The sequence below is a fragment of the Klenkia sp. AC732 genome, assembly GCF_979256525.1.
Genome location: NZ_CEEDOS010000020.1, coordinates 41,387 through 64,787, shown reverse-complemented (window position 1 = coordinate 64,787; position 23,401 = coordinate 41,387). Strand labels below are relative to the sequence as shown.

Here is a 23,401-nt window from a genome sequence, read left to right as displayed (position 1 = left end):
ACCGGGCCCATGCCGATCACCACGACCCACTACGCGCACGTCCGGCTCACCGTCACCGACATCGACCGGTCCCGGGCGTTCTACGACAGCGTCTTCGCCCTGCCGGTCGCCATCGACGGCCAGGCCGAGGGAGCCCCGGACTTCGCCTTCGGCGGTGTCATCTACGCCCTCGGGGAGTCCCTGCTGGGCCTGCGCCCGGTGTCGGAGGACGAGTTCAGCGAAGACCGCACCGGCCTGGACCACGTGGCCTTCGCCGTCTCCTCCCGCGAGGCGCTGGACGAGGCCGCCGCGCACCTGGACTCACTCGGCATCGCGCACGAGGGCGTCAAGGACATCGGCGCCGGCTACATCCTGGAGTTCCGCGACCCCGACAACATCGCCCTGGAGCTGATGGCCCCGCCGGCCGCGTGAACCCCGGGCGGGGCCTCCCTCCAGGGAGGGGGATGCCCCGCTCGCACGTCCAGGACCTGCGGGAACGCGACGATGGGTGGTAGTCCGCACTCCCCGTAGGAGGTGCCTGTGTCGACGCCCCTCCCGCCCCGGCGCGGGTTCTCCCGCCACGACTCCGTGCAGGTCCTGGCGCTCTGCATGGTCACCCTCGGGGTCCTCGTGGGCCTCAGCTTCCCCCCGATGGTGGTGCTGCTCGACGTCGCGGACGCCGATGCCGCCGACCGGCCGGTCTTCCGGGCCGTCTGCGTCGCCGCCGGCGTGCTCGTCGCCGGACTCAACATGCTGCTCGTGCGGCTGGTGCTGGGGCGCCGGCTGCGGAGGTTGGCCCGGGGCATGCAGGCCGTCGCTTCGGCCCTGGCCCACTCCGGGGACACGGTCACCGTCACGGCGTCACACCGAGTGCCGGTGCTCTCCCGGGACGCGTTCGCGGCCCCGGCGGTGACGTTCAACGACGTCGTGGACGCCCTGGAACGGACGCTTGTCGCCCGGCGCGCGCTCGAGGACGAGCTCCGCGTGCTCGCCGAGCACGACGGGCTGACCGGACTGCTGAACCGGGCCAGCTGGACCGGGCGGGTGCAGGCCGAACTCGCCCACCCGGACGTCACGGCGTTCAGCGTCCTGCTGATCGACCTCGACCGCTTCAAGGAGGTCAACGACGACCGGGGACACGCGGCCGGGGACGAGGTCCTGCGCGAGACCGCCCGGCGGCTGCTGGCGCGTTGCCGGCCGGACGACGCCGTCGCACGGATCGGGGGCGACGAGTTCGTCGTCCTGCTGCGCGGCTGCGCGGCCGAGGAGGCGCGTGGCTGGGTCGAGCGGCTGGTCGACGACCTGTCACTCCCGGTCGGGTTGCCCAGCGGCACCCCGGTCACCGTGGGCGCGAGCATCGGCCTGGCGGTGCGCCGGACGCCCACCGACACCGCGGGCTCCCTGCTGCACGACGCCGATGTGGCCATGTACCGGCAGAAGTCCTGCACGCGCAGCTCCTGACCGGCCGCGCCGCCCGACCGCGCGGCCCCCTCAGCCGGCCGGCGGCCAGGTCCTGGCGACCATGGTGAGCACGTCGTAGGTGGCCACCGGGCTGCCCGCGGAGTCGACGACGACGGCGTCCCAGCGGACCTCGCCGTGGTCGGCGCCCCCGCGCGGGGTGATCTGCTTGCAGGTCAGCGTCACCGTCACCTGCTCCCCGGGCTTCACCGGGGTGAGCAGCCGCAGGGAGTCCAGGCCGTAGTTGGCCAGCACCGGGCCCGGGTCGGGGTCGACGAACAGGCCTGCGGCCCAGCTGAGCACCAGGTAGCCGTGCGCGACCCGGCCGCCGAACAGCGGGTTGGCCGCGGCCGCCGCCTCGTCCATGTGGGCGTAGAACGTGTCGCCGGTGAACTCGGCGAAGTGCTCGATGTCGGCCAGCGTGATCTCCCGCGGGCCCGCCGTCACCGAGTCCCCGATCCGGAGCTCGGCCAGCGACTTGCGGAAGGGGTGCACGCCGTCCTCGGTGCGGCGGGCGCCGGCGACCCAGCGCCGGCCGACCCCGGTGAGCAGGTCGGGGGAGCCCTGGACCGCGGTGCGCTGCATGTGGTGCAGCACGCCGCGGACCCCGCCGAGCTCCTCCCCGCCACCGGCCCGGCCCGGGCCGCCGTGCACCAGCACCGGCAGCGGCGAGCCGTGGCCGGTGGACTCCCCGGCGTCGTCGCGGTCCAGCACGTGCACCCGGCCGTGGGCGGAGCCCGCGCCCAGCACGAACTCCCGGGCGACGGCGGGGTCGTGGGTGACCAGGCTGGCCACCAGCGATCCCTGGCCGCGTCGGGCCAGCGTGATCGCGTCCGGCAACCCGTCGTAGGGCAGCACCGTGGCGACCGGGCCGAACGCCTCGACGTCGTGCGGCTCGGGGGCGGCCGCGTCGTCGCAGCGCAGCAGCATCGGCGGCAGGAACGCCCCACGCTCCCGGTCCGCGCCGGTGACGGCGAAGTCGGTCGGGTCGCCCACCACCAGCTCGGCGTGGGTGCGCAGCCGGTCCACCGCCCGCAGCACCTCCTCGCGCTGGTCCCGCGAGGCCAGCGCGCCCATGGTCACGCCGTCGGCCCCCGGGGCGCCGACGACGACCTGCGCGAGCTGCGCCCGGGCGGCCTCGACGACGGCGTCCACGTGCTGGCGGGGCACGATCGCCCGGCGGATCGCGGTGCACTTCTGGCCGGCCTTGACCGTCATCTCGGTGACCAGCCCGCGGACGAACAGGTCGAACTCGGGGGTGTCCGGGCCGGCGTCCGGCCCCAGCACCGAGCAGTTCAGCGAGTCGGCCTCGGCGTTGAAGCGGACGGCGCGCTCGGTGACCGCGGGGTGGCTGCGCAGCAGCGCCGCCGTCGTCGCCGATCCGGTGAACCCGACCAGGTCCTGGCCGTCCAGGCAGTCCAGCAGCCCGGATGCCGACCCGGCCAGCAGCTGCACCGACCCCTCGGGCAGCAGCCCGGTCTCCACCACCGCCCGGAACACCGCCTCGGTCAGGTAGGCGGTCTGCGAGGCGGGCTTCACGATCGTGGGCATCCCGGCCAGGAACGCCGGTGCGAGCTTCTCCAACATGCCCCAGACCGGGAAGTTGAAGGCGTTGACCTGGACGGCGACCCCGGTCAGCGAGGTGTAGACGTGCTGGCCGAGGAAGGTGCCACCGCGACCCAGCGGGGTCGGCGGCCCGTCGAGCACCAGGGTGTCGTCGGGCAGCTCGCGGCGGCCGGTGGACGCGTAGGACAGCACCGTGCCGAAGCCGCCGTCGATGTCGACGGCGTTGTCGCCGTCGGTGGCGCCGGTGCGGTGGGACAGGGCGTAGAACTCGTCCTTGCGGGCCATCAGCTGCAGCGCGACGGCCTTGAGCAGGCCGGCCCGCTGGTGGAACGTCAGCTCGCGCAGCGCCGGGCCGCCGACCGTGCGGGCGTGCGCGACCATCCCGGCGACGTCCAGGCCGCGGCTGCTGATCCGCGCCACGGTCTCCCCGGTGACCGCGTCGGGCAGTGGGGCGCCCTCGTCGTCGCTGGCCCACCAGCGGCCGGCCGCGTAGCTCTCGAGCAGGGGTGCGGCGGTCAGGGGTGCGGTGGTCCGGGGTGCAGCGGTCATCGGTGCTCCTGGGGTCGGGGCTGGGTGCGCAGGCCGGCGAAGAGGGTGGTGACCAGGCCGTCGGCCAGGTCGGTGGGGGACAGCCCGCCGCCGGGGCGGTACCACTCGGTGAGGGAGTTGACGGTGCCGAAGAGCAACCGGCTGGTGACGCCGGGGTCGACGTCGGGGCGGACCGACCCCTCGGCGACGGCGTCCCGGACCAGATCGGTGACCAGCCGGTCGAACTCGCGCCGGCGGTGCAGGGCCAGGGACTCCACGTGGGAGTTGCCGCGCACCCGCAGCAGCAGGGTGACGAAGGGCAGCTCCGCGGTCAGCACCCCGACCGACCCGCGCACGACGTGCTCGAGCCGCTCGATCGCTGCGCCCTGCAGTGCGCCGGGTTCGCCGAGCACCGCGAACAGCCGGTCCAGTGCGCGGTCCAGGGCCAGCCGGAGCAGCTCGCCCTTGGAGGACACGTGGTGGTAGATCGCGGACTTGGTGACGCCGAGCCGCTCGGCCAGAGCGTCCATCGAGGTGGCCTCGAAACCCCGCTCGTTGAACAGCGCGACCGCGGTGTCCAGCAGCGAGTCCAGCGAGTGCCCGGGCCGCCCGCGCCGGACCGGCGTCGTCACGGGCGCTCGCGCCGGTCGGTGAGCCGCTGCAGCTTGCCCATCGAGCGGGCCAGCGTCGCGGGGTCCACCACGACGACCTCGACACTGGTGCCGACGGTCTCCTTGACCAGGGTCTGCACCTCGGCGGCGGCGACCGGGCGGCGCTCGGGCAGGCAGTCCGGGCGGGCCTCGACGGAGACGACGAGGTGGTCCATCCGACCCCGGGTGGACAGCTCCAGGGCGAAGTGCGGGCTCAGGCCCGGGGTGCGCAGCACGACCTCCTCGATCTGGGTCGGGAAGAGGTTCACCCCGCGCAGGATGATCATGTCGTCGGTGCGGCCGGTGACCTTCTGCATCCGGCGCATGCCGGGGCGTGCGGTGCCCGGCAGCAGCCGGGTCAGGTCGCGGGTGCGGTACCGGATGATCGGCAGCGCCTCCTTGGTCAGCGAGGTGAACAGCAGCTCGCCCTCCTCGCCCTCGGCCAGCGGCTCCACCGTGGTGGGGTCGACGACCTCGGGGTAGAAGTGGTCCTCCCAGACGTGCAGACCGTCCTTGGTCTCCACGCACTCCTGGCTGATGCCCGGGCCCATGACCTCGGACAGGCCGTAGATGTCGACCGCGTCGATGTCGAGCCGGTCCTCCATCTCCTGCCGCATCTGCTCGGTCCAGGGCTCGGCGCCGAAGATGCCGACCTGCAGGCTGGAGGAGCGTGGGTCGATGCCCTGGCGCTCGAACTCGTCGACGACGGCGAGCATGTAGCTGGGGGTCACCATGATGATCCGCGGCTGGAAGTCACCGATCAGCTGGACCTGGCGCGGGGTCATGCCACCCGAGATCGGGACGACGGTGCAGCCCAGCGCCTCGGCGCCGTAGTGCGCGCCCAGGCCGCCGGTGAACAGCCCGTACCCGTAGGCGTTGTGCAGGGTGTCCCCGGCCCGCCCGCCGGCGGCGCGGATGGAGCGGGCCATGACGCCGGCCCAGGTCGCGATGTCGCGCTCGGTGTAGCCGACGACGGTGGGCTTGCCGGTGGTGCCCGAGCTGGCGTGCACCCGCCGCACCTGCTCCTTGGGCACGGCGAACATGCCGAAGGGGTAGTTCTCCCGCAGGTCGGCCTTGGACGTGGTGGGGAAGCGGGCCAGGTCCTCCAGCGAGCGGCAGTCGTCGGGGTGCACGCCGTGCGCGTCGAAGGAGCGGCGGTAGTGCGGGACGTTGTCGTAGGCGTGCCGCAGGGTCCACTGCAGGCGCTCGAGCTGCAGGGCGCGCAGCTCGTCGACGCCCATCCGTTCGGCCGGGTCCAGCGTCGCCGGGTCGGGGGCCTGGCCCAGGCGCTTCGCGGTGCCCGGCTGCTGCGCGGTCGGGCTGGCGGACGTCGTCGTCACGGGGACTCCCGGGGAGGCTGCGGTTACTGACCGTTCGGTCGGTAATGCAAGCCCTCCCGGGGCTGGCCTGTCAACCCGCGCACCCGGTCGGCCGCCCCGCCGCCCGCCTGCCCGCGGAGTGGGTGTGGGTGCCGCGCAGTCGTGGTCCGCCTGCGCGCCCGGGCCGGGGTCTGCGTCCCCGTGGCGGCGTCGACGCGCACCGGGGTGCCCGGTGCGCGCCCAGGCCGGGCGGCCTGCCGGGGCGGCGGTGTGGGCGCGCACCGAGCGGCCGGGTGCGGCTGGGTGCGGTCGGGTGCGGCCGGGTGAAGCCGGGTGTGGCCGGGTGTGGGCCGTTCGGGTGGGTGGCGCGTCGGGGTTGTGCGGTTCCCGTCACTGCGGCACACTCATTACCGACCGCTTGGTCAGTAATTGACCGCAGGAGGCTCATCCCGATGTCTGCACCGACCCTCGACCGCCCCGACGCCGCCGCGCCCGACGAGGCCGCGCTCCAGGCGCACTTCGACGCCACCATCGCCGCCGACCGCCGGGTCGAGCCGCGTGACTGGATGCCCGAGGCCTACCGCAAGGGCCTGGTGCGGCAGATCGCCCAGCACGCGCACTCGGAGATCATCGGGATGCAGCCCGAGGGCGACTGGCTGCTGGCCGCCCCCTCGCTGCGCCGCAAGGCCGTCCTGCTGGCCAAGGTCCAGGACGAGGCCGGCCACGGCATGTACCTGTACTCCGCGGCCGAGACCCTCGGCGCCGACCGGGCCGACCTCACCGACAAGCTCATCGAGGGCCGGCAGAAGTACTCCTCGATCTTCAACTACCCGACGCTGACCTACGCCGACTGCGGCGTCATCGGCTGGCTCGTGGACGGCGCCGCGATCTGCAACCAGGTCCCGCTGTGCCGCAGTTCCTACGGCCCGTACGCCCGCGCCATGATCCGGGTCTGCAAGGAGGAGTCCTTTCACCAGCGGCAGGGCTACGAGCTGCTGATGACGATGATGCGCGGCACCCCCGAGCAGCGCGCCATGGTGCAGGACGCCGTGGACCGCTGGTGGTGGCCCTCGCTGATGATGTTCGGCCCGCCGGACGACGACAGCCCGAACTCGGCGCAGTCCATGGCCTGGGGCGTCAAGCGGCACAGCAACGACGAGCTGCGCCAGCGCTACGTCGACATGTCGGTCCCGCAGGCCGCCGCGCTCGGCGTGACGCTGCCCGACCCCGAGCTCGCGCTGGACCCCGAGACCGGGCGCCACCGGTTCGGCCAGATCGACTGGGCCGAGTTCAAGCAGGTCATCTCCGGCAACGGCCCCTGCAACGCCGAGCGGGTCAGCCGCCGCCGCGCCGCCCGCGACGACAACGCCTGGGTCACCGAGGCGGCGACCGCGTACGCCGCGAAGCACGCGTCGTGACCGGCCCGGTCACCCCCTCGGCCGGGGAGACCACGGCCGAGGGAGGCCACGGCGCCGTCCCCACCGGGCCGGAGGTGCCCAGCGGCGCGGAGCCCTCCGCGGCCACCGCCCGCCGGGACTGGCCGCTGTACGAGGTGTTCGTCCGCGGCAAGCGCGGGCTCAACCACGTGCACGTCGGCTCGCTGCACGCCCCCGACGATGAGATGGCCGTGCACGCCGCCCGCGACGTGTTCACCCGCCGCAACGAGGGCGTGAGCATCTGGGTCGTGCAGGCCAACGACATCACCGCGTCCAGTCCGGACGAGAAGGACCCGATGTTCGCCCCCGCCGGGGACAAGGTCTACCGGCACCCCACGTTCTACGAGATCCCGGACGACGTCCCGCACATCTGAAGGACCCCCTCCCACCCCCGGTCGTCCTCGTTCCTCGGACGACCGGGGCCCCTGGGAGGGGGCCGTTCCAGCACGTCGCCCGCGGTGGGCCCGTCCCGACACAGAGAGGTGCGGCTGCGATGGCGCACGAAGAGACCGTCTACGACGCGTTGGACCACGCTCACGGGGGCGAGGGGCAGTGGGCGTTCGGGACCGGGTTCGACGACCCGTTGGCCGGGGTCGACACGACCATCCCCGAGGGGGTGGACGCAGCCGACCTGGGGGCGTACAGCCTCATGCTCGGGGACGACGCGCTGGTGCTGTGCCAGCGGTTGACCGAGTGGACCACCCGGGCGCCCGAGCTCGAGGAGGAGGTCGCGATCGCCAACTGCGGCCTGGACCTGCTCGGGCAGGCACGGCTGCTGCTGGCCCGCGCCGGTGCCGCCGGGGTGCTGGGCCGCAGCCGGCAGACGGCCACCGACTCGATCCCCGACGAGGACGCGCTGGCCTACTTCCGGGACGCCGACGAGTTCCGCAACCACCACCTCGTCGAGGTCGACGGCGGCGACTACGCCCAGACCCTCGTCCGACTGCTGGTCGCCAGCGCCCACCGGCTGGCCCTCTTCGTGCGGCTGCGGGAGTCCCGGGACCCGGTGCTGTCCGCGATCGCGGCCAAGGGCGTGCCCGAGCTGACCTACCACCGCGACCACGCCGCCCGCTGGGTGCTGCGGCTGGGCGACGGCACCGAGGAGTCGCACCGCCGCGCGCAGGCCGGGGTCGACGCCGTCTGGCCGCTGCTGGCGGACCTGTCCACCGCCACCGACGTCGAGACCCGGCTGGTCGCCACCGGTGTCGCCGTCGACCCCGCGGACGTGCGCGAGGAGGTCCGCGACGTGCTGACGATGGTCCTCGAGCGGGCCACCCTCACCGTCCCTGAGTGGCCCGCCGACCGACCCAGCCCCGGCCGCGCCGGCGAGCACACCGACGAGATGGGCCCCCTGCTGGCCACCCTGCAGGGCCTGGCCCGCGAGCACCCGGCGGCGACGTGGTGAACGGCGACGTGGTGAGCGGCGACGTGGTGGGCGACGTGGTGGGCGCGACCCTCACCCGGGACCCCCGGGCGGTCGCCGAGACCGTCACCGACCCCGAGCTGCCCATGCTGACCCTGGCCGACCTCGGCGTGCTGCGGGACGTGCGCACCGCCGACGACGGGACCGTCGTCGTCACCATCACCCCGACCTACTCCGGCTGCCCCGCCATGGGCGTCATGCGCGCGGACCTGGTGCACGCCCTGCACCGGGCCGGGTTCGCCGACGTCGACGTGCGCACCGTGCTGTCCCCGCCGTGGTCCACCGACTGGATCAGCCAGGACGGGCGCCGCAAGCTCACCGAGGGCGGCATCGCCCCGCCCGGGGACGCCCCGGTGCGCGCCGCCGGCCCCGTGCCACTGGACCTGGGCCCCACCCGCCGCACCGCGGTCTGCCCGCTCTGCGGGTCGCCCGACACCGAGGAGCTCAGCGAGTTCAGCGGCACCGCCTGCAAGGCGCTGCGCCGCTGCCGCAGCTGCCGCGAGCCCTTCGAGCACGTCAAGGAGATCTGATGAGCGCGCCCACCCGCCGCCGCCCGCAGTTCCACCCGCTCACCGTAGCCCGGGTCGAGCAGCTCACCGACGACTCGGTCGCGGTCACCTTCGACGTGCCGGCCGAGCTGGCCGAGGACTACGCCTTCGCCCCCGGCCAGGCGCTCACCCTGCGCCGGGTCGACGGCGACCGGGACGAGCGCCGGTCGTACTCGATCTGCGCCCCGATGGGCGCGGCCCCCCGGGTCGGGGTCCGCGAGGTGCCCGGTGGCTACTTCTCCGCCTGGCTGGTCAACGAGGTCCGGGCCGGGCAGACCATCGACGTGCTGCCGCCCTCGGGCACCTTCACCGCGGACCTGTCCACCCCGGCCGACCACGTGTTCGTCGTCGCCGGGTCCGGGGTCACCCCGGTGCTCAGCCTGGCCGGCACGGTGCTGCGGGACGGCGAGTCCACGGTGACCGTCTTCTACGGCAACCGCCGGACGAACACCGTCATGTTCGCCGACGAGCTGGCCGACCTCAAGGACCGCTTCGGTGCACGCCTGCAGCTGGTGCACGTGCTCTCCCGGGAACCCCGCGACGCCGAGGTCACCAGCGGCCGGCTCGACGGCGACCGGCTGCGCACCCTGGTCGGCGCACTCGTCGACGTCCCGGACGTGGAGCACTGGTGGCTGTGCGGCCCGCACGGCATGGTCACCGACGCCCAGGAGCTCCTCGAGGAGCTCGGGGTGCCCCGCGAGCGGGTGCACCAGGAGCTGTTCTTCGTCGACGACGGCGAGGGCGGGGAGCCGCCCGCGCCGGTCCGCGGCGAGGACCAGGTCGTCGACGGCCCCTCCAGCCAGGTCACCATCGTGCTCGACGGCCGGTCGACGACGCTGGCCCTGGAGCAGGGCGTACCGGTGCTCGACAGCGCCCAGCGGGTCCGCTCCGACCTGCCCTTCGCCTGCAAGGGCGGTGTCTGCGGCACCTGCCGGGCCAAGGTCACCGCCGGGGAGGTCGAGATGCGCCGCAACTACGCGCTGGACCCCGACGAGGTGGCCAGGGGCTACGTGCTGACCTGCCAGACCGTGCCGCTCTCCGACGAGGTCACCGTCGACTTCGACGCCTGAGGCGGCCCACGTCCCCGGCGCCCCGGTCGCGGGCCCGAGACGCGGCCGGGCGCTCCGGGCACCGTGGGACGATGGCGCCGTGGCCGAAGAACTCATCGTGCTGGTGGACGACGACGGCCGGGAGGTCGGGACGATGCCCAAGCGGCTCGTGCACCACGGCGACACCCCGCTGCACCGGGCGTTCTCCGCCTACCTCTTCGACGACGCCGGCCGGCTGCTGGTCACCCGCCGCGCGCAGGTGAAGCAGACCTTCCCCGGCATGTGGACCAACACCGTGTGCGGCCACCCCGGCCCCGGGGAGGACGACGCCGCTGCGATCGCCCGGCGGGCGTCCGACGAGCTGGGCCTGGGCGTCACCGACCTGGCCCCGGCGCTGCCGGGCTACCGGTACCGCGCCGAGTTCGACGGGGTCGTGGAGAACGAGATCTGCCCGGTCTACGTGGGTCGCTTCGTCGGCGAGCCCCGGCCCGACCCCGCGGAGGCGGGGGAGTGGGAGGTGCTCGACTGGCCGGCGTTCCGCGCGCGCCAGGAGGCCGAGGGCGACGCCTGGTCCCCGTGGTGCCGGGAGCAGGCCCGGTTGATCGAGCAGGCCGGGCTGGTGCCGGCCGCGGGCTGAGCGCTCAGCGCGTCCGCGGGTCGATCGACAGCCGCACGACGCAGCCGCCGCCGTCCTGGGTGCGGGGGCCGGTGGTCATCCGGTCCACCGCCCGGCGGGCCAGCCACAGGCCCATGCCGCCCACCGACAGGTCGGTGCCGTGCGCCGGCCCGTACCCGGCCAGCGGCTCCTCGAAGCCCGGGCCCCGGTCGCTGACGGTGCACAGCACCTGCTCGGGGCCGACCCACAGGCGGACGTCGACGGGGGGCACGCCGTGCTCCCCGGCGTTCGCGGTGACCTCGTCGATCGCGAGCACCAGGTCCTCGGTGTCGTCGGCGGGCAGCGGCCCGCCGCGCAGCGCCTGGTTCAGGCCCCGGCGGAGTGCACGCATGTCGGTGACGTCCTGGAACACCAGGGTCGGGCTGGTCTCCTCGGCCGGGTCGGCACCGGCGTCGCCCAGCTCGCGCAGGATCTCGGCGGGCTCCCGCCAGGCCGGGTTGTCGACCACGCGGTTGTCGCGCAGCAGCAGGCGGTGCGTGGCCCGGGCGAGGGCCGCGTCGTCGCCCAGCGACCCCTCGTCGACCACGCACAGGTGGTCCAGTGCGCGGTCGGCCAGCACGTGGTTGAGCAGCGCCTCGGTCTGCAGCCACGCGGTCATGCCGGCGCAGTGCCGGGTGCTGTCGGTGACCAGCTGCAGGCGGTGTCCGGAGGCGGGGGCGTGCTGGTCGAGCAGCGCGGTGTAGCCCGCCAGGGCCGTCGGGGTGCGCCCGTCGAGCACCTCGTCGCTCACCACCGCCACCGGGGCATCGGCCGGCAGGCCGGCCCGCAGCAGCTGGGCCAGCTCGTCGGAGCAGGCCAGCACCAGGGGGTCACCCCGCTCGAGGCCGGCAGCCAGGACGGGCAGGACCTGCGCCACGGCGCTGGCGTCGGCGCTGGTGACGTGCGCGACGTGCCGGTACCCGACCGACGGCCCACCCAGGGGTGCGGGCACGGCGGGCACGGGGGGCATGAGCGCTGGAGTGCCCGGCCCGGGCGCTGGTAACCGTGTTCACCGGCACTCATTCCCCACAGCCCCTCGACGGGGTTGCCCGACGGCGGTTCGGGGCAGCGTGCAGGGGTGACGACGACGGCCGGGTCCCCGGCCCCGGAGCTCCCGGTGCGGCCCGGGTGCCCCAAGCGGATGGTCTTCGGCCCCTGTGGCGGGCCCACGGACGCGGGCGGGTGCGAGGTCGCCGACCACCGGTGCGTCTTCCTGGACGACCCGGCCCCGCCGTGGCCGCACCCGGTGGACGTGCCACCGCCGCGTCCCGGGGGACTGCTGGAGCTGGCGGCCCGCCGCCCGGTGGTGCTGACCGACCTGACGGTGACGCCCTTCGACCCGGCGTCGGTCCGCGCCGTGGTGTCCGCGCTGGCCCCCGACAGCGACGCCGTCCTGGTGGGCGAGCACCAGAACCGGCCCGACCTGCCACCCACCCAGCTGGCGGGTGAGGTGCTGGCCGCCGGCGGTCGGCCCTGGACGACGCTGGCCTGCCGGGACCGCAACCGGCTGGTGCTGGAGCAGGAGCTGGCCGGACTGGCCCTGGTCGGGGTCGACGGTGTGCTCTGCGTGACCGGGGACGCCCGCGGACCCGGCGTCCGGCCCGGCATCACCCAGGTGTTCGACGTCGACGGGCCACGCCTCACCGCGATGGCCGCCCGGGCCGGTCTGTCCGCCGCGGTCCCCGAGTCCCCGGACGCACCCCCGGTGGACGCCCGCCCCGGGCGGCTGCTCACCAAGCAGCGGGCCGGGGCGGCGCTCTGCGTGCTCAACCACGTGCACAGCCCGGCCCGGCTGCGTGCCTTCGTGCCCGCCGCCCGTGCCGTCGGGGTGCGGCTGCCCTTCATCGCCGGCGTCGCCGTGTTCACCGACGAGCGGTCCGCACGCGTGCTGCAGGCCTTCCCCGGGCTGCACCTGGACGACGCCGTGGTCCGCGCCGTGCTCGGTGCCTCGGACCCGGTGGAGGCCGGCATCGCCGCGGCCGTCGAGGCCGCACGGACGGCGCTGGCCGTCGAGGGGGTCGTCGGGGTGGACCTGTCGGGGCTGGGCAGCGACCGCGGCGTGCTGGAGGGGGCCCGGGTCAAGGCCGAGGTCGCCCGCCGGATCAAGGAGGACACCGTGCACGACCCCGTGCACGACACCGTGCACGACACCGTGCGACACCCGGGGGAGGACACCGCATGAGCCGGTTGGACAGCGACGCGATGGACGACGAGTTCGGCGTCGCCGCGGCGTGGACGGAGGAGGCCGCCCGCGCCCTGGGCCCCGGGCACGCCGTCCCGGCCGGGTGCCGGGGGTCGGGCAGCGTGGGAGCACTGCGGTGGCTGGCCGACCGGATGGGGCTCGGGGCGGGGGAGCTGCTGGTCGACGCCGGCGCCGGGGTCGGGGGACCTGCGGCCTGGGCGGCCGGCGAGCTGCAGGTGGTCCCGGTGTGCCTGGAGCCGATGCTGCCGGCCGTGCACGCCTCCCGGCACCTGGGCGGGCTGGCCTCCGCGGTCGCCCTGGGCCAGGCCCTCCCGTTGCGGGACGGCGTCACCCGGGCCGCGTGAAGCCTGGGGGTGCTGTGCACCACGGCGGACAAGGCCGGGGCGCTGGCCGAGCTGCGCCGCGTGCTGCGGCCCGGCGGGCGGCTGGGCCTGCTGGTCTTCGTCCAGGTGGTCGACGACCTGCCGGCGCCCGCGCCCGAGGGGAACGAGTTCCCCACGGAGGAGCAGCTGGGCCGGTTGCTGTCCGAGGCGGGCTTCCGGGTCGAGGAGCAGGGTGCCGCCGACCTGCACGACAACCCGCCCGGCTGGGACGAGGCCGCCGACGCCGTCGACGCCGAGGTCGAACGGCGCCACGGTGACGACCCCCGCTTCGCCCGCTCGAAGGCCCAGGCCGGCGCGATGGGCACCCTCATCGGTGCCGGCGCGCTGCGGCCCACGCTCCTGGTGGCCACCGCCGTCTGACCTGCCGGGCATGCCCGGGAGAGGGCGCGGGTTGACCGCACGTGCACGCAGAGGTGGTCGTCCTGGGGGCCGGACAGGCCGGGCTGTCCGCGGCGTACGCGCTGCACCGGGCGGGGACCGACTTCGTCGTCCTGGACGCCGACGAGGGACCCGGCGGTGCCTGGCAGCACCGCTGGGCCTCGCTGCGGCTGGAGCGGGCCAACGGCATCGCCGACCTCCCGGGGATGCCGTTGACGGGCGACCCGGACGAGCGGGCCTCGGTCGCCATGGCCCGCTACTTCGGCGCCTACGAGCGGGAGTTCGCGCTGCCGGTGCGCCGGCCGGTCGTCGTCCGCCGGGTCACCCGCACCGACGACGGCTTCGCCTTGGCCACCAGTGCCGGGGACTGGACCGCGCGCGGGCTGGTCAACGCCACCGGCACCTGGACCCGGCCGTTCTGGCCGGCCTACCCCGGGCGGGCCGACTTCACCGGCCAGCAGCTGCACGCCGCGGACTTCCGGGACGCCGCTGCGTTCGCCGGGCGGCACGTGCTGGTCGTCGGCGGGGGCATCTCCGCCCTGCAGCTGCTGCTCGAGGTCGCCGAGGTGACGACGACGAGCTGGGTCACCCGCAGGCCACCGGTCTGGCGCACCGACGACTTCACCCCCGACGCCGGCCGCGCCGCGGTGGCGCTGGTGGAGGAGCGGGTCCGGGCCGGGCTGCCGCCCGGGAGCGTCGTCAGCGTCACCGGGCTGCCGGTCACCGCGGAGGTCGAGGCGGCCCGGGCGCGGGGGCTGCTCGACCCGCTGCCGGTGTTCGACCGGATGACCCCGACCGGTGTGGCCTGGGACGCCGTCGCGGGGACGCCGGCCCGCACCCTGGACGTGGACGTCGTGCTGTGGGCCACCGGCTTCCGGGCGGCACTGGACCACCTGGCACCCCTGCACCTGCGGGCCCCCGGTGGCGGCATCGCCGTCGAGGGGACCCGGGTGGTCGCCGAGCCCCGGCTGCACCTGGTCGGCTACGGACCCTCGGCCAGCACGATCGGCGCCAACCGGGCCGGCCGCTCCGCCGTCCGCGAGCTCCTGGCGACGCTGGCGGCCGGCTGACCGGACGGGCTCAGCGGTCGGGGCGGGGCCGGTCCTGCTCGTGCAGCCGGACGGCGACCAGGGCGACGTCGTCCTCGGCGCGCTCGGGCAGCAGTCGGGCCAGCAGGGTGTCGGCCAGCTCGGGCACCGGCGTCTCGGCCATCCCGGTCAGCAGTCCCTGCAGTGCGGTGATGCCGTCGTCGAACACCTGGTCCCGGCGCTCGACCAGCCCGTCGGTGTACAGCAGCACCGTCGAGCCGCGCTCGACCGTGGCCTCGTGCTCGCGACGGGGTGCGCCGGGGCTGACCCCCAGCAGCAGGTCGGCCCGGACGTCGCCGCCCAGCAGCCGGGTGCTGCCGTCCACGGCCAGGGCCACCGGGGGCAGGTGGCCGGCGTTGGACCAGCGCACCCGGGTGACCCCGCGCTCCAGCTCCTCGGGCGTCTGCTCCAGTCGGGCGACCAGGACCGAGGCGATGGCGTCTACGTGGAGTCCGGCGATGGCCGCGTCCAGCCGGGACAGCACCGCGGCGGGGCCGTCCTGGCTGGCGTAGGCGATGCCGCGCAGCAGACCGCGCAGCTGGCCCATCACCGCGGCGGCCTCGGTGTCGTGCCCGACGACGTCGCCGATCACCAGCACCGTCGCGCCGTCGGGCTGCTGGAAGACGTCGTACCAGTCACCACCGACCTGGGCCTCCCGCGCGGCGGGCACGTAGCGCACCGCGATCTGCAGGTGGTCGGGCTGCGGCGGCTCCGACAGCAGGCTGCGCTGCAGCGTCTCGGCGGCGCGGGCGACCCGCCGGGTCCGGGCGTACAGCGCCTCCAGCAGGTTGGTGCGCAGCTCGGTCGCCTCGCCGACCTCGGCCGGCGTCCACGGTTCGGACCGGCCGTGCACCGTCTCCTGCCAGCGCGCGAAGGACTTCCGCGGGCTGATCCGGACGTCGTCCCCCTCGGGGACGGCGAGCACCTTGTGGTGCGGGTCGCCGCCCCAGTCGACCGAGCGGACCTTCTCCTGGCGCACCCAGACGACCGACTGGCCCTCGGGCAGCGGCACGCACAGCACGCCGCAGGCGACCTCGACCGGCACGCCCAGCTCGGGGGCGTCGGTCAGCAGCGACTCCGAGGAGACGACGTCGGCCCGTCGTCCGGCCGCCCAGTCCGCGACCACGGCTGCGACGGCGGGGTCCAGCGGCAGACCGCGCACGGCGGTGTGCCCCTCGAGCTGGACGGCGACGCTGTCGGCGGGCACCAGGTCCAGCAGGTCCGGGGTGCCCAGCAGCGACTCGGCCAGCGGACGGTCCTCGTCCAGGGTGGCGGCGGTCAGCCAGGCCAGCGTGGACCGGGCCCGCAGCGCGCGGCGGACCTCCTCCTCGGCGGCCCGGTCGACCAGCCGCAGGGACAGCGTCGAGGCCAGGAACTCCGCGGCGGCGCGGGTGGCGTAGGGCGGGGCGTGCGGGCCGGAGTAGTGGTGGCAGGCGATGAGCCCCCACAGCTTCTCCTCGCGCAGCAGCGAGATGGACATGGAGGACCGCACGCCCATGTTGTGCAGGTACTCCACGTGCAGCGGGGACACGCTGCGCAGCGTCGAGTAGGTCAGGTCCAGCGGCTGTCCGGTGGCCGGGTGGTCGACCGGGTGCAGCACCGCGGGGGTGTAGCCGACGTCGGAGATCAGCCGGATCCAGTTCTTCTCGTACAGCGCCCGGGCCTGCGCCGGGATGTCCGAGGCCGGGTAGTGCAGGCCCAGGAAGGTGTCCAGGTCGCCGTGCTGGGCCTCGGCGACCACCTCGCCGTTGTAGGCCTCGTCGTAGCGGTAGAGCATCACCCGGTCGAAGCCGGTGAGGCTGCGGACGGCCTCCACGGTGATGTCGTAGAGCGCCTGCAGGTCGCTGGCCCGGTTGAGCTCGGCGATCGTGCCGCGGACGGCCTGGTAGGTGTTCGGGAAGCTGAAGGGGCGCGGGCCGAAGGCGGGCTCCAGCTCGACGACCAGGGTGCTGCCCAGGCCCCGCTCGGGCCCCGGGGTCACCGGTGCGCCCTCGCCGCCGGGCAGCAGCCGGGCGACCGGGCCGGCGGTGGGCGTGCCGTGCACGGCCCGGTGCAGGATCGCGTCGACCGGGACCGGGGTGCCGTCACGGTCCAGCGTCAGCTCGACCGGGTTGCGCTCGCGCAGGTCCCCGAAGGCCGCTGCCGAGCGGGCCACCGCCTGTGCCGGGACGGTGCCCAGCACGTCGGCCAGCGGCCGCCCGAGTGCGTCGGCCCACTCGATGCCGACGACGTCGACCAGGTTGGCCGAGGCCTGCTCGACGACGAGGTCGGGCTCGCTGACGGCGATCAGCACGCCGCGGGGCTGGATGCTGCCCGGGACGTGGATCGGCTCGCGCTCGCAGTTGGTGACGTCGACGGGGGTGCCGGGGGTGAGCCACTGGACGGGCTGGACGCCGGTCATGCGGGAGCACCTCCGGGGGAGGACGGGGGGACGGGACCCTGGCTCGGCGCAGACTGCTCGACGCCGGCGCACCACTGCGCCAGTGCACGGAAGGTACGGCGTGCCCCGTCGACGACCGCGTCCGGATCGCCGCCACCGGCCACGTGGTCCCGGGTGGCCCGGCGCAGACCGGCCCACATGGCGCCGGTCCGCTCGCCGTAGGGGCTGAACGAGCGCAGCCGGACGTCGGCCAGGGCCGGCAGCGTCGCCAGGTGCCGGTCGATGAACACCCCGCCCAGGGTGGACCCCTCCAGCACGTAGAGGGTGCCCAGCGCCCCGTCGGTGCCGGCGGGGGCGGGCAGGTCCGGGCCGGCGTCGAGCGGGCGGGCACCGAGCGTCGCCAGGTCGCCGGCGAAGACCCCGGCCCGCCGGCGACCGGCCCAGTCCACCGCACCGGCATCGGCCGGCTCGGCGGTGGCCCACGCGTCCAGGCCGGCCTCCACGGCGGTCCAGAAGGCGTGCATCCGCTGCAGCACGTCGGTCAGCCGGGCGGGGGTCAGGTCGGGGTCCAGCAGGGCCAGGGTGTCCTCGACCTGCTGGTGCTCGGGCGCCGTCGCGGTGCGCAGCTGCAGCATGACGTCGGACCGCTCGGTCACCGCGTCCGTCCCCGTCCCTCGTGCCTCCATCAACTCTCAGACACTAGGCCACGGCCGGGGGTCGCCAGCCGGTGCGTGCGGACCGCGAGGTGCAGCGCGAGCCGGTCCGCGCCGTCGGCCAGGTCGAGCCCGGTGAGCTCGGCGACCCGGCCCAGCCGGTAGTACAGCGTCTGCCGGTGGACGCGCAGCTCGGCCGCGGCCCGCTGCGGGGAGGCGGCGCAGTCCAGCCACACCTCGGCCGTGCGGGTGAGCACCGGGTCGGCCAGCAGCGGGGCGAGCGCGGGGTCCGGGCCGTCGAGGCGGACCACCTGGCGCCACGCACCGAGCTCGCCCCAGGACGCGACCGGGGCCAGTCGCGGCTCGACCGCGGCCACCCGGGCGGCGTCCCGGGCCTCCTGCCACTGGGTGGTCAGCGACGCGCAGCCGGTGCGCGCGGTGGCCACCCCGGCCGTGCTGCCCGCGGGCAGGCCGCGCAGGGCTGCAGCGGTCAGCGCGCCCGCGGGCCGGCCGTCCCGGGTGCCGGGCAGCGGGAGCAGCACCGCCACCCAGCGCCCCAGCACGGTCGCCACCGCGCCGGCCGCCGGCGCGGCCCAGCCCGGCGGCAGGGCCCCGGCCGGGCGCAGGGCCACCAGGGTGAGCGGGGTGTCGGCGCCCAGCGCGGTGACCAGGCCGCGCACGGCGGGGCCGTCGTCCTCGCCGGTGAGCACCGACCGCAGGTCCGCGGCCAGGTCCCGGGTGCCCGGCCGGGTCGCGGCGAGCAGCTCGCCGGCCCGGGCGGCCAGCTCCGTGGCGGCGGCGAGGCCGGGGGCGGCGGGGTCGGCGACGTCGGTGCGGCCCTCGTCGAGGAGCCAGAGCCAGCCGTGCAGCCGACCGCGGTGCCGGACCGGCAGGCACAGCCGGGTGAGGATCCCGGCGGCCGGGTCGGCCGGGGTGCGCAGCGGCGCGGTCGCCGCGGCGATGCCCAGGTCGGTGAACCACCGCCGGGTCTGCACCGGTGAGCCGCGGGTCAGGATCGACCGCGTCCGGACGGCGTCCAGCGCGGTGCCGGAGCCGGCGTCCTCGCCCTGGGCGCAGAACGCCAGCAGGGTGAAGTCGGGGTCCTCCAGGGTGGCCGGCGCCGCCAGCAACCGGGACACCTCGTCCACGAGGTCCTGGAGGTCGTCCCGCATCAGACGATCGTACGAAGGAGTCCGGACACCTGTCGCTGGTGCGCCGCGTCCCGGTCTCCCTAGCGTCGTCGGCACACCCGCTGCCGCCCCGGAGGTCCCCGTGCTCGGTCAGGCCCTGCTCGCCGCGTCCCGCCGTCCCGGCCTGCGCAAGGTCGTCGTCGGCACGCCGGTGACCCGCCGCGTCGTGGACCGGTTCGTGGCGGGGGAGACCCTGCCCGACGCGCTGGACGCCGTCCGGGCGCTGTCCGGGCAGGGCGTGGCCGTCACCCTGGACCACCTCGGTGAGGACGTCACCGACCGCACCGAGGCCACCCGCTCCCGGGACGCCTACCTCGCCCTGCTGGACGGGCTGGTCCCGTTGGGGCTGGGCCGGGCCGCGGAGGTGTCGGTGAAGCTGTCCGCGTTCGGTCAGGCGCTGCCCGGTGGGCACGACGTCGCCCTGGAGCTGGTCCGCCCGGTGGTGGAGGCGGCCACCGCCGCGGGCACCACGGTCACCCTGGACATGGAGGACCACCGCACCGTCGACTCCACGCTGGCGGTGCTCGCCGAGCTGCGCCGGGACCACCCGGCCACCGGGGCGGTCCTGCAGGCCGCCCTCTTCCGCTCCGAGGACGACGCCCGCGACCTCGCCGTCGCCGGCTCCCGGGTGCGGCTGGTCAAGGGCGCCTACGCCGAGCCCGGCACCGTCGCGCACACCGAGAAGGCCGACGTGGACGCCGCCTACCGCCGCTGCCTGACCACGCTGTTCCGGGGCGACGGGTACCCGATGGCCGGCACGCACGACCCGGCGATGATCGCCCTCGCCCTGGACCTGGCCGCCGAGACCGGGCGGGCCCCCGACGGCCACGAGTTCCAGCTGCTCTACGGGATCCGCACCGGTGAGCAGCAGCGGCTGGCCCGCGCGGGGCACACCGTGCGGGCCTACGTGCCCTACGGCGCCGACTGGTACGGCTACTTCGTGCGCCGGCTGGCCGAGCGGCCCGCCAACCTGCAGTTCTTCCTGCGCTCCCTGATCACGACTTCCTGAGGGGGAGCCCCCCCACGACTCGCACGCTCGCCGCGGGCCCCTGACGGGCGGCCGCACCACCACTCGACCGAAGGAGTCCTCCTGTGGACGGCATCACCCAGGTCCCTGCACCGCGCAACGAGACCGTGCTGGAGTACGCCCCCGGCTCCCCGGAGCGGGCGGCGCTGCAGGCCGAGCTCGCCCGGCTCGCCGCCGCCCCCCAGGAGCTGACCGCCACCATCGGCGGCGTCCAGCGGATGGCCGGCGGGGCGGCGTTCGACGTCGTCGCGCCGCACGCGCACGCCCAGGTCCTCGGCACGTCGGCGCACTCCACCGCCGCCGACGCCACGGACGCGGTGGCCGCCGCCAAGGCCGCCGCCCCGGGCTGGGCCGAGCTGTCCCAGGACGACCGCGCCGCGGTGTTCCTCAAGGCCGCCGACCTGCTCGCCGGGCCGTGGCGGCAGACGCTGAACGCCGCCACGGTGCTCGGGCAGTCCAAGACCGCGCACCAAGCCGAGATCGACAGCGCCTGCGAGCTGGCCGACTTCTGGCGCTTCAACGTGCACTTCGCCCGCCAGGTGCACGCCGAGCAGCCGGTGTCCTCACCCGGCGTCTGGAACCGGGTCGACCACCGCCCGCTGGAGGGCGTCGTCTACGCCGTCACCCCGTTCAACTTCACCGCCATCGCCGGCAACCTGCCCACCGCCCCGGCGCTGATGGGCAACACCGTCGTCTGGAAGCCCGCGCCCACCCAGCAGTTCGCCGCCCACCAGCTGATGCGGCTGCTCGAGGCCGCCGGGCTCCCCGACGGCGTGGTCAACATGCTGCCCGGGGACGGCGTCGCGGTCTCCGACGTGGTGCTCGCCGACCGCGACCTGGCCGGCATCCACTTCACCGGCTCGACGGCGGTCTTCCAGCACCTGTGGCGCACCGTGGGCGAGCGCATCGCCGACTACCGGACCTACCCGCGGATCGTCGGGGAGACCGGCGGCAAGGACTTCATCGTCGCCCACCCCTCCGCCGACCTCGAGGTGCTGCGCACCGCGATGGTCCGTGGCGCCTTCGAGTACCAGGGCCAGAAGTGCTCGGCCGCCTCCCGCGCCTACGTCCCGCGCTCGCTGTGGACCCGGCTGCGCGACGACCTGGCCGGCCTGGTCGACGCGCTGCCGATGGGCGACGTCACCGACTTCTCGAACTTCATGGGCGCGGTCATCGACCGGCGGTCCTACGACCGGCTCTCCGCGGTGCTGGACCGGGCCCGCTCGGACGACGCGCTGTCCGTGGTTGCCGGGGGCACCTGCGACGACGCCGAGGGGTTCTTCGTCCGGCCCACCGTCATCGAGGGCAGCGACCCCGAGCACGACGTCTTCCGCACGGAGTACTTCGGCCCGGTGCTCGTCGTGCACGTCTACGACGACGCCGACTGGGACACCGTGCTGCGCCAGATGGAGTCGGTGGCGCCCTACGCGCTCACCGGCGCCGTCATCGCCCAGGACCGGGCCGCCGTCGCGCACGCCTCCCGGGTGCTGCGCCACGCCGCCGGCAACTTCTACGTCAACGACAAGCCCACCGGTGCCGTCGTCGGCCAGCAGCCCTTCGGTGGCGCCCGCGCCTCGGGCACCAACGACAAGGCCGGTGCGGCGCAGAACCTGCAGCGCTGGACGTCGACCCGGGTGGTCAAGGAGACCTTCGCCCCGGCCCGGGACCACCGCTACCCGCACATGGGCTGAGCACCCTGGAGCCCGCTCAGGCCGTGGGGACGACGACCCCGCACTCCTCGGCGAGCTCGCGGAGCAGCACCTGCACGGTCTCCTCGATCGAGCCCTCCCCGGAGTAGCGGTGGCCGGGCTCGTCGTCGGTGAGCGGCTCCAGGGTGTCGAGCTGGCTGCGCAGCAGCGACCCGGGCATGTAGTGCCCGGTCCGCTTGCGCAGCCGCTCGACCAGGACGGACTCGCTGGTGTCCACGTGGGCGAACCAGACCGAGTCGTGCCCCTCGCGCAGCAGGTCGCGGTACTCGTGCTTGAGCGCCGAGCAGGTGACGACCAGGCCGCGGCCGGCCGCCTCCCGCTCGCCGATCGCCGCGGCGACCGCGCGCAGCCACGGCCAGCGGTCCTCGTCGGTCAGCGGGGTGCCGGCGCGCATCTTGGCCACGTTCGCCTCGGGGTGCAGGTCGTCGCCCTCGACGAACTCCCACCCCAGCCGCTGCGCGATCCGCTCGCCGACCGAGGACTTGCCGGTGCCTGACACCCCCATGACGACGACGGACGTGCTGCGGGGCTCGGTCGACTCGGGCATCCCCTGACCGTAGGGGACCCCCGCGGGGTGCGTCGGGTCGGCCGCCGGTCATGCTCGGTGCGCTGATGGACGGGGGAGCGGTGCAGGAGACGGGCCCGGTGTGGCGGGTGCCCGCCGTCCGGGCGCTGCTGGCCGCCTCGCTGCTGGGGTTCACCAGCTACGCGATCACGCTGTCCGCGCTGCCCTCCCAGGCCGTCCGCGGCGGTGCCGACGTCGGCGCCGCCGGCCTGGTGACGACGGTCTTCCTCGCCGCCACCGTGGCCACCCAGCTCGCCGTCCCGCGGCTGGTGGCCCGCTTCGGGCTGGGCGCGGTGTTCACCGCCGGGCTCCTCGCCCTGGGTGCGCCGTCCCCGCTGTACCTGCTCGATGACGGCCTGACCTGGCTGTGCGTGGTGTCCGGGCTGCGCGGCACCGGGTTCGGCGTGCTGACCGTGCTGGGCGCGACCATCGCCGCCCGCGCGGTGCCGCTGTCGCGCCGGGGCGAGGCGCTGGGTCTCTACGGGCTGGCGCTGGGCCTGCCGACGCTGGCCGCCACCCCCGGCGGGGTGGCCCTGGTGCTGTCCGGTCAGCTGGGCTGGCTGGTCGCGCTGGCCACCCTGCCGGTGCTGGGCGTGCTGGCCGTGCCGGCGCTGGTGCGCGCGGTACCGGACACCGTGGCGGCGGCCACGGGGGCACCGACCGGGCCCGCGGTGCGGGCCGCGCTCCCGCCGTCCCTGGTGCTGCTGGTGGTCACCCTGGCCGGGGCCGGCCTGGTCACCTTCCTGCCCATCGCGCGCCCGGACGGACTCGTCGCGACCCTGGGCCTGCTGGCCTTCGGCGTCACCGGGGCGCTGTCGCGTTGGGGTGGCGGGGTGCTGGCCGACCGGGTGGGCACCCGGGTGCTGCTGCCCGCGGCGTTGCTGCTGGGCGCGGCCGGGCTGGTGCTGCTGGCGACCGGGCTGCAGGTGGACGCGCTGGTGCTGGTCGGGTCCGCGGTGCTGGGGCTGTCCTACGGCGGGGTGCAGAACACCTCGCTGGTGGTGGCCATGGCCCGCGCGGGCGACGCCGGGACGACGACGGCCAGCTCGGTGTGGAACGCCAGCTTCGACGCCGGCACCGGGCTGGGTGCCCTCGCCGTCGGCGTGCTCGCGGCGGCGCTGGGCCTGGACCTGGCCTACGCGGTGCTGGCCGGCCTGCTGGTGCTGGTCCTGCCGGTGGCCCTGCGCGTCACCCGCGGGCTCTGAGGCCAGGCG

Annotated in this window: 23 protein-coding genes; 15 read left to right on the top strand and 8 right to left on the bottom strand. The window is 75.4% G+C overall.

The window, feature by feature from the left end; genetic code table 11:
• Positions 1-9 precede the first annotated feature (9 nt).
• Together AC0IVP_RS11560 and AC0IVP_RS11555 are read left to right on the top strand one after the other, a co-directional pair.
• Positions 10-411, top strand: coding sequence for a VOC family protein (locus tag AC0IVP_RS11560; protein WP_056297191.1), 402 nt, complete (start codon positions 10-12; stop codon positions 409-411).
• 108 nt (positions 412-519) lie between these two features.
• Positions 520-1,440: a diguanylate cyclase domain-containing protein gene (locus AC0IVP_RS11555; protein WP_471756695.1), complete on the top strand. Its 921-nt coding sequence runs from the start codon at positions 520-522 to the stop codon at positions 1,438-1,440.
• 30 nt (positions 1,441-1,470) lie between these two features.
• On the opposite strand, the gene paaZ is transcribed toward AC0IVP_RS11555, so the two are convergent.
• From paaZ to paaK, 3 genes are read right to left on the bottom strand one after another with little or no spacing between them, the layout of a single operon-like run.
• Positions 1,471-3,552 (bottom strand): phenylacetic acid degradation bifunctional protein PaaZ, encoded by a 2,082-nt coding sequence (gene paaZ, locus AC0IVP_RS11550; protein ID WP_471756693.1) that lies wholly within the window; start codon positions 3,550-3,552, stop codon positions 1,471-1,473.
• Entirely contained in the window at positions 3,549-4,163 is a 615-nt protein-coding gene (locus AC0IVP_RS11545) for a TetR/AcrR family transcriptional regulator (RefSeq protein WP_056297200.1), read from the bottom strand. Before AC0IVP_RS11545 ends, paaZ begins: the two co-directional genes overlap by 4 nt.
• Positions 4,160-5,521, bottom strand: a complete 1,362-nt coding sequence (gene paaK / locus AC0IVP_RS11540) for a phenylacetate--CoA ligase PaaK (protein WP_471756691.1) — start codon at positions 5,519-5,521, stop codon at positions 4,160-4,162. Before paaK ends, AC0IVP_RS11545 begins: the two co-directional genes overlap by 4 nt.
• A gap of 431 nt (positions 5,522-5,952) precedes the next feature.
• Between paaK and paaA the strand changes: the two genes are divergently transcribed.
• The 6 genes from paaA (at position 5,953) to idi (ending at position 10,593) form a co-directional block, all read left to right on the top strand.
• A complete protein-coding gene (paaA, locus tag AC0IVP_RS11535) occupies positions 5,953-6,918 on the top strand; it encodes a 1,2-phenylacetyl-CoA epoxidase subunit PaaA (RefSeq protein WP_056297205.1) in 966 nt (321 codons plus the stop codon).
• Complete coding sequence (gene paaB, locus AC0IVP_RS11530) at positions 6,915-7,310, top strand: 1,2-phenylacetyl-CoA epoxidase subunit PaaB (RefSeq protein WP_369800045.1); 396 nt, start codon at positions 6,915-6,917, stop codon at positions 7,308-7,310. The genes paaA and paaB overlap by 4 nt, the downstream gene beginning before the upstream one ends.
• A gap of 119 nt (positions 7,311-7,429) precedes the next feature.
• Positions 7,430-8,341: a 1,2-phenylacetyl-CoA epoxidase subunit PaaC gene (paaC, locus tag AC0IVP_RS11525; RefSeq protein ID WP_471756689.1), complete on the top strand. Its 912-nt coding sequence runs from the start codon at positions 7,430-7,432 to the stop codon at positions 8,339-8,341.
• A gap of 11 nt (positions 8,342-8,352) precedes the next feature.
• On the top strand, positions 8,353-8,889 hold the full coding sequence (gene paaD, locus AC0IVP_RS11520) for a 1,2-phenylacetyl-CoA epoxidase subunit PaaD (RefSeq protein WP_471756687.1): 537 nt from the start codon (positions 8,353-8,355) through the stop codon (positions 8,887-8,889).
• Positions 8,889-9,977, top strand: a complete 1,089-nt coding sequence (gene paaE, locus AC0IVP_RS11515) for a 1,2-phenylacetyl-CoA epoxidase subunit PaaE (RefSeq protein WP_471756685.1) — start codon at positions 8,889-8,891, stop codon at positions 9,975-9,977. The genes paaD and paaE overlap by 1 nt, the downstream gene beginning before the upstream one ends.
• Before the next feature lie 79 nt (positions 9,978-10,056).
• Entirely contained in the window at positions 10,057-10,593 is a 537-nt protein-coding gene (gene idi, locus AC0IVP_RS11510) for an isopentenyl-diphosphate Delta-isomerase (RefSeq protein WP_471756683.1), read from the top strand.
• Positions 10,594-10,597: 4 nt separating this feature from the next.
• Here the strand turns inward: idi and AC0IVP_RS11505 are convergent, their stop codons facing one another.
• A complete protein-coding gene (locus tag AC0IVP_RS11505; RefSeq protein ID WP_471756681.1) occupies positions 10,598-11,563 on the bottom strand; it encodes an ATP-binding protein in 966 nt (321 codons plus the stop codon).
• Positions 11,564-11,689: 126 nt separating this feature from the next.
• On the opposite strand from AC0IVP_RS11505, the gene AC0IVP_RS11500 reads away from it, so the two are divergent.
• Genes AC0IVP_RS11500 through AC0IVP_RS11485 form a run of 4 tightly spaced genes read left to right on the top strand, consistent with a single transcriptional unit; the run spans position 11,690 to position 14,645 of the window.
• Entirely contained in the window at positions 11,690-12,793 is a 1,104-nt protein-coding gene (locus AC0IVP_RS11500; RefSeq protein WP_471756679.1) for a methylenetetrahydrofolate reductase, read from the top strand.
• Entirely contained in the window at positions 12,790-13,158 is a 369-nt protein-coding gene (locus AC0IVP_RS11495; protein ID WP_471756677.1) for a hypothetical protein, read from the top strand. Before AC0IVP_RS11500 ends, AC0IVP_RS11495 begins: the two co-directional genes overlap by 4 nt.
• Before the next feature lie 9 nt (positions 13,159-13,167).
• On the top strand, positions 13,168-13,557 hold the full coding sequence (locus AC0IVP_RS11490) for a hypothetical protein (RefSeq protein ID WP_471756675.1): 390 nt from the start codon (positions 13,168-13,170) through the stop codon (positions 13,555-13,557).
• Between the two features lie 41 nt (positions 13,558-13,598).
• Positions 13,599-14,645, top strand: coding sequence for an FAD-dependent oxidoreductase (locus AC0IVP_RS11485; RefSeq protein WP_471756673.1), 1,047 nt, complete (start codon positions 13,599-13,601; stop codon positions 14,643-14,645).
• Between the two features lie 10 nt (positions 14,646-14,655).
• Here AC0IVP_RS11485 and AC0IVP_RS11480 read toward each other — a convergent pair whose 3' ends face one another.
• From AC0IVP_RS11480 to AC0IVP_RS11470, 3 genes are read right to left on the bottom strand one after another with little or no spacing between them, the layout of a single operon-like run.
• Entirely contained in the window at positions 14,656-17,064 is a 2,409-nt protein-coding gene (locus AC0IVP_RS11480) for a SpoIIE family protein phosphatase (protein ID WP_471756671.1), read from the bottom strand.
• Complete coding sequence (locus AC0IVP_RS11475) at positions 17,061-17,699, bottom strand: biliverdin-producing heme oxygenase (protein WP_471756669.1); 639 nt, start codon at positions 17,697-17,699, stop codon at positions 17,061-17,063. Before AC0IVP_RS11475 ends, AC0IVP_RS11480 begins: the two co-directional genes overlap by 4 nt.
• Positions 17,700-17,728: 29 nt before the next feature.
• Positions 17,729-18,868, bottom strand: coding sequence for a PucR family transcriptional regulator (locus tag AC0IVP_RS11470; protein ID WP_471756667.1), 1,140 nt, complete (start codon positions 18,866-18,868; stop codon positions 17,729-17,731).
• A 100-nt stretch (positions 18,869-18,968) separates the two neighbouring features.
• On the opposite strand from AC0IVP_RS11470, the gene AC0IVP_RS11465 reads away from it, so the two are divergent.
• The gene (locus AC0IVP_RS11465) at positions 18,969-19,895 is read left to right on the top strand and encodes a proline dehydrogenase family protein (protein ID WP_056297237.1); all 927 of its coding nucleotides are present in this window, start codon (positions 18,969-18,971) and stop codon (positions 19,893-19,895) included.
• 83 nt (positions 19,896-19,978) lie between these two features.
• Complete coding sequence (gene pruA, locus AC0IVP_RS11460; RefSeq protein WP_471756665.1) at positions 19,979-21,604, top strand: L-glutamate gamma-semialdehyde dehydrogenase; 1,626 nt, start codon at positions 19,979-19,981, stop codon at positions 21,602-21,604.
• A 16-nt stretch (positions 21,605-21,620) separates the two neighbouring features.
• On the opposite strand, the gene AC0IVP_RS11455 is transcribed toward pruA, so the two are convergent.
• A complete protein-coding gene (locus AC0IVP_RS11455) occupies positions 21,621-22,169 on the bottom strand; it encodes a gluconokinase (RefSeq protein ID WP_056297242.1) in 549 nt (182 codons plus the stop codon).
• Between the two features lie 65 nt (positions 22,170-22,234).
• Between AC0IVP_RS11455 and AC0IVP_RS11450 the strand changes: the two genes are divergently transcribed.
• The gene (locus AC0IVP_RS11450; RefSeq protein WP_056298174.1) at positions 22,235-23,392 is read left to right on the top strand and encodes an MFS transporter; all 1,158 of its coding nucleotides are present in this window, start codon (positions 22,235-22,237) and stop codon (positions 23,390-23,392) included.
• Positions 23,393-23,401: the final 9 nt, after the last annotated feature.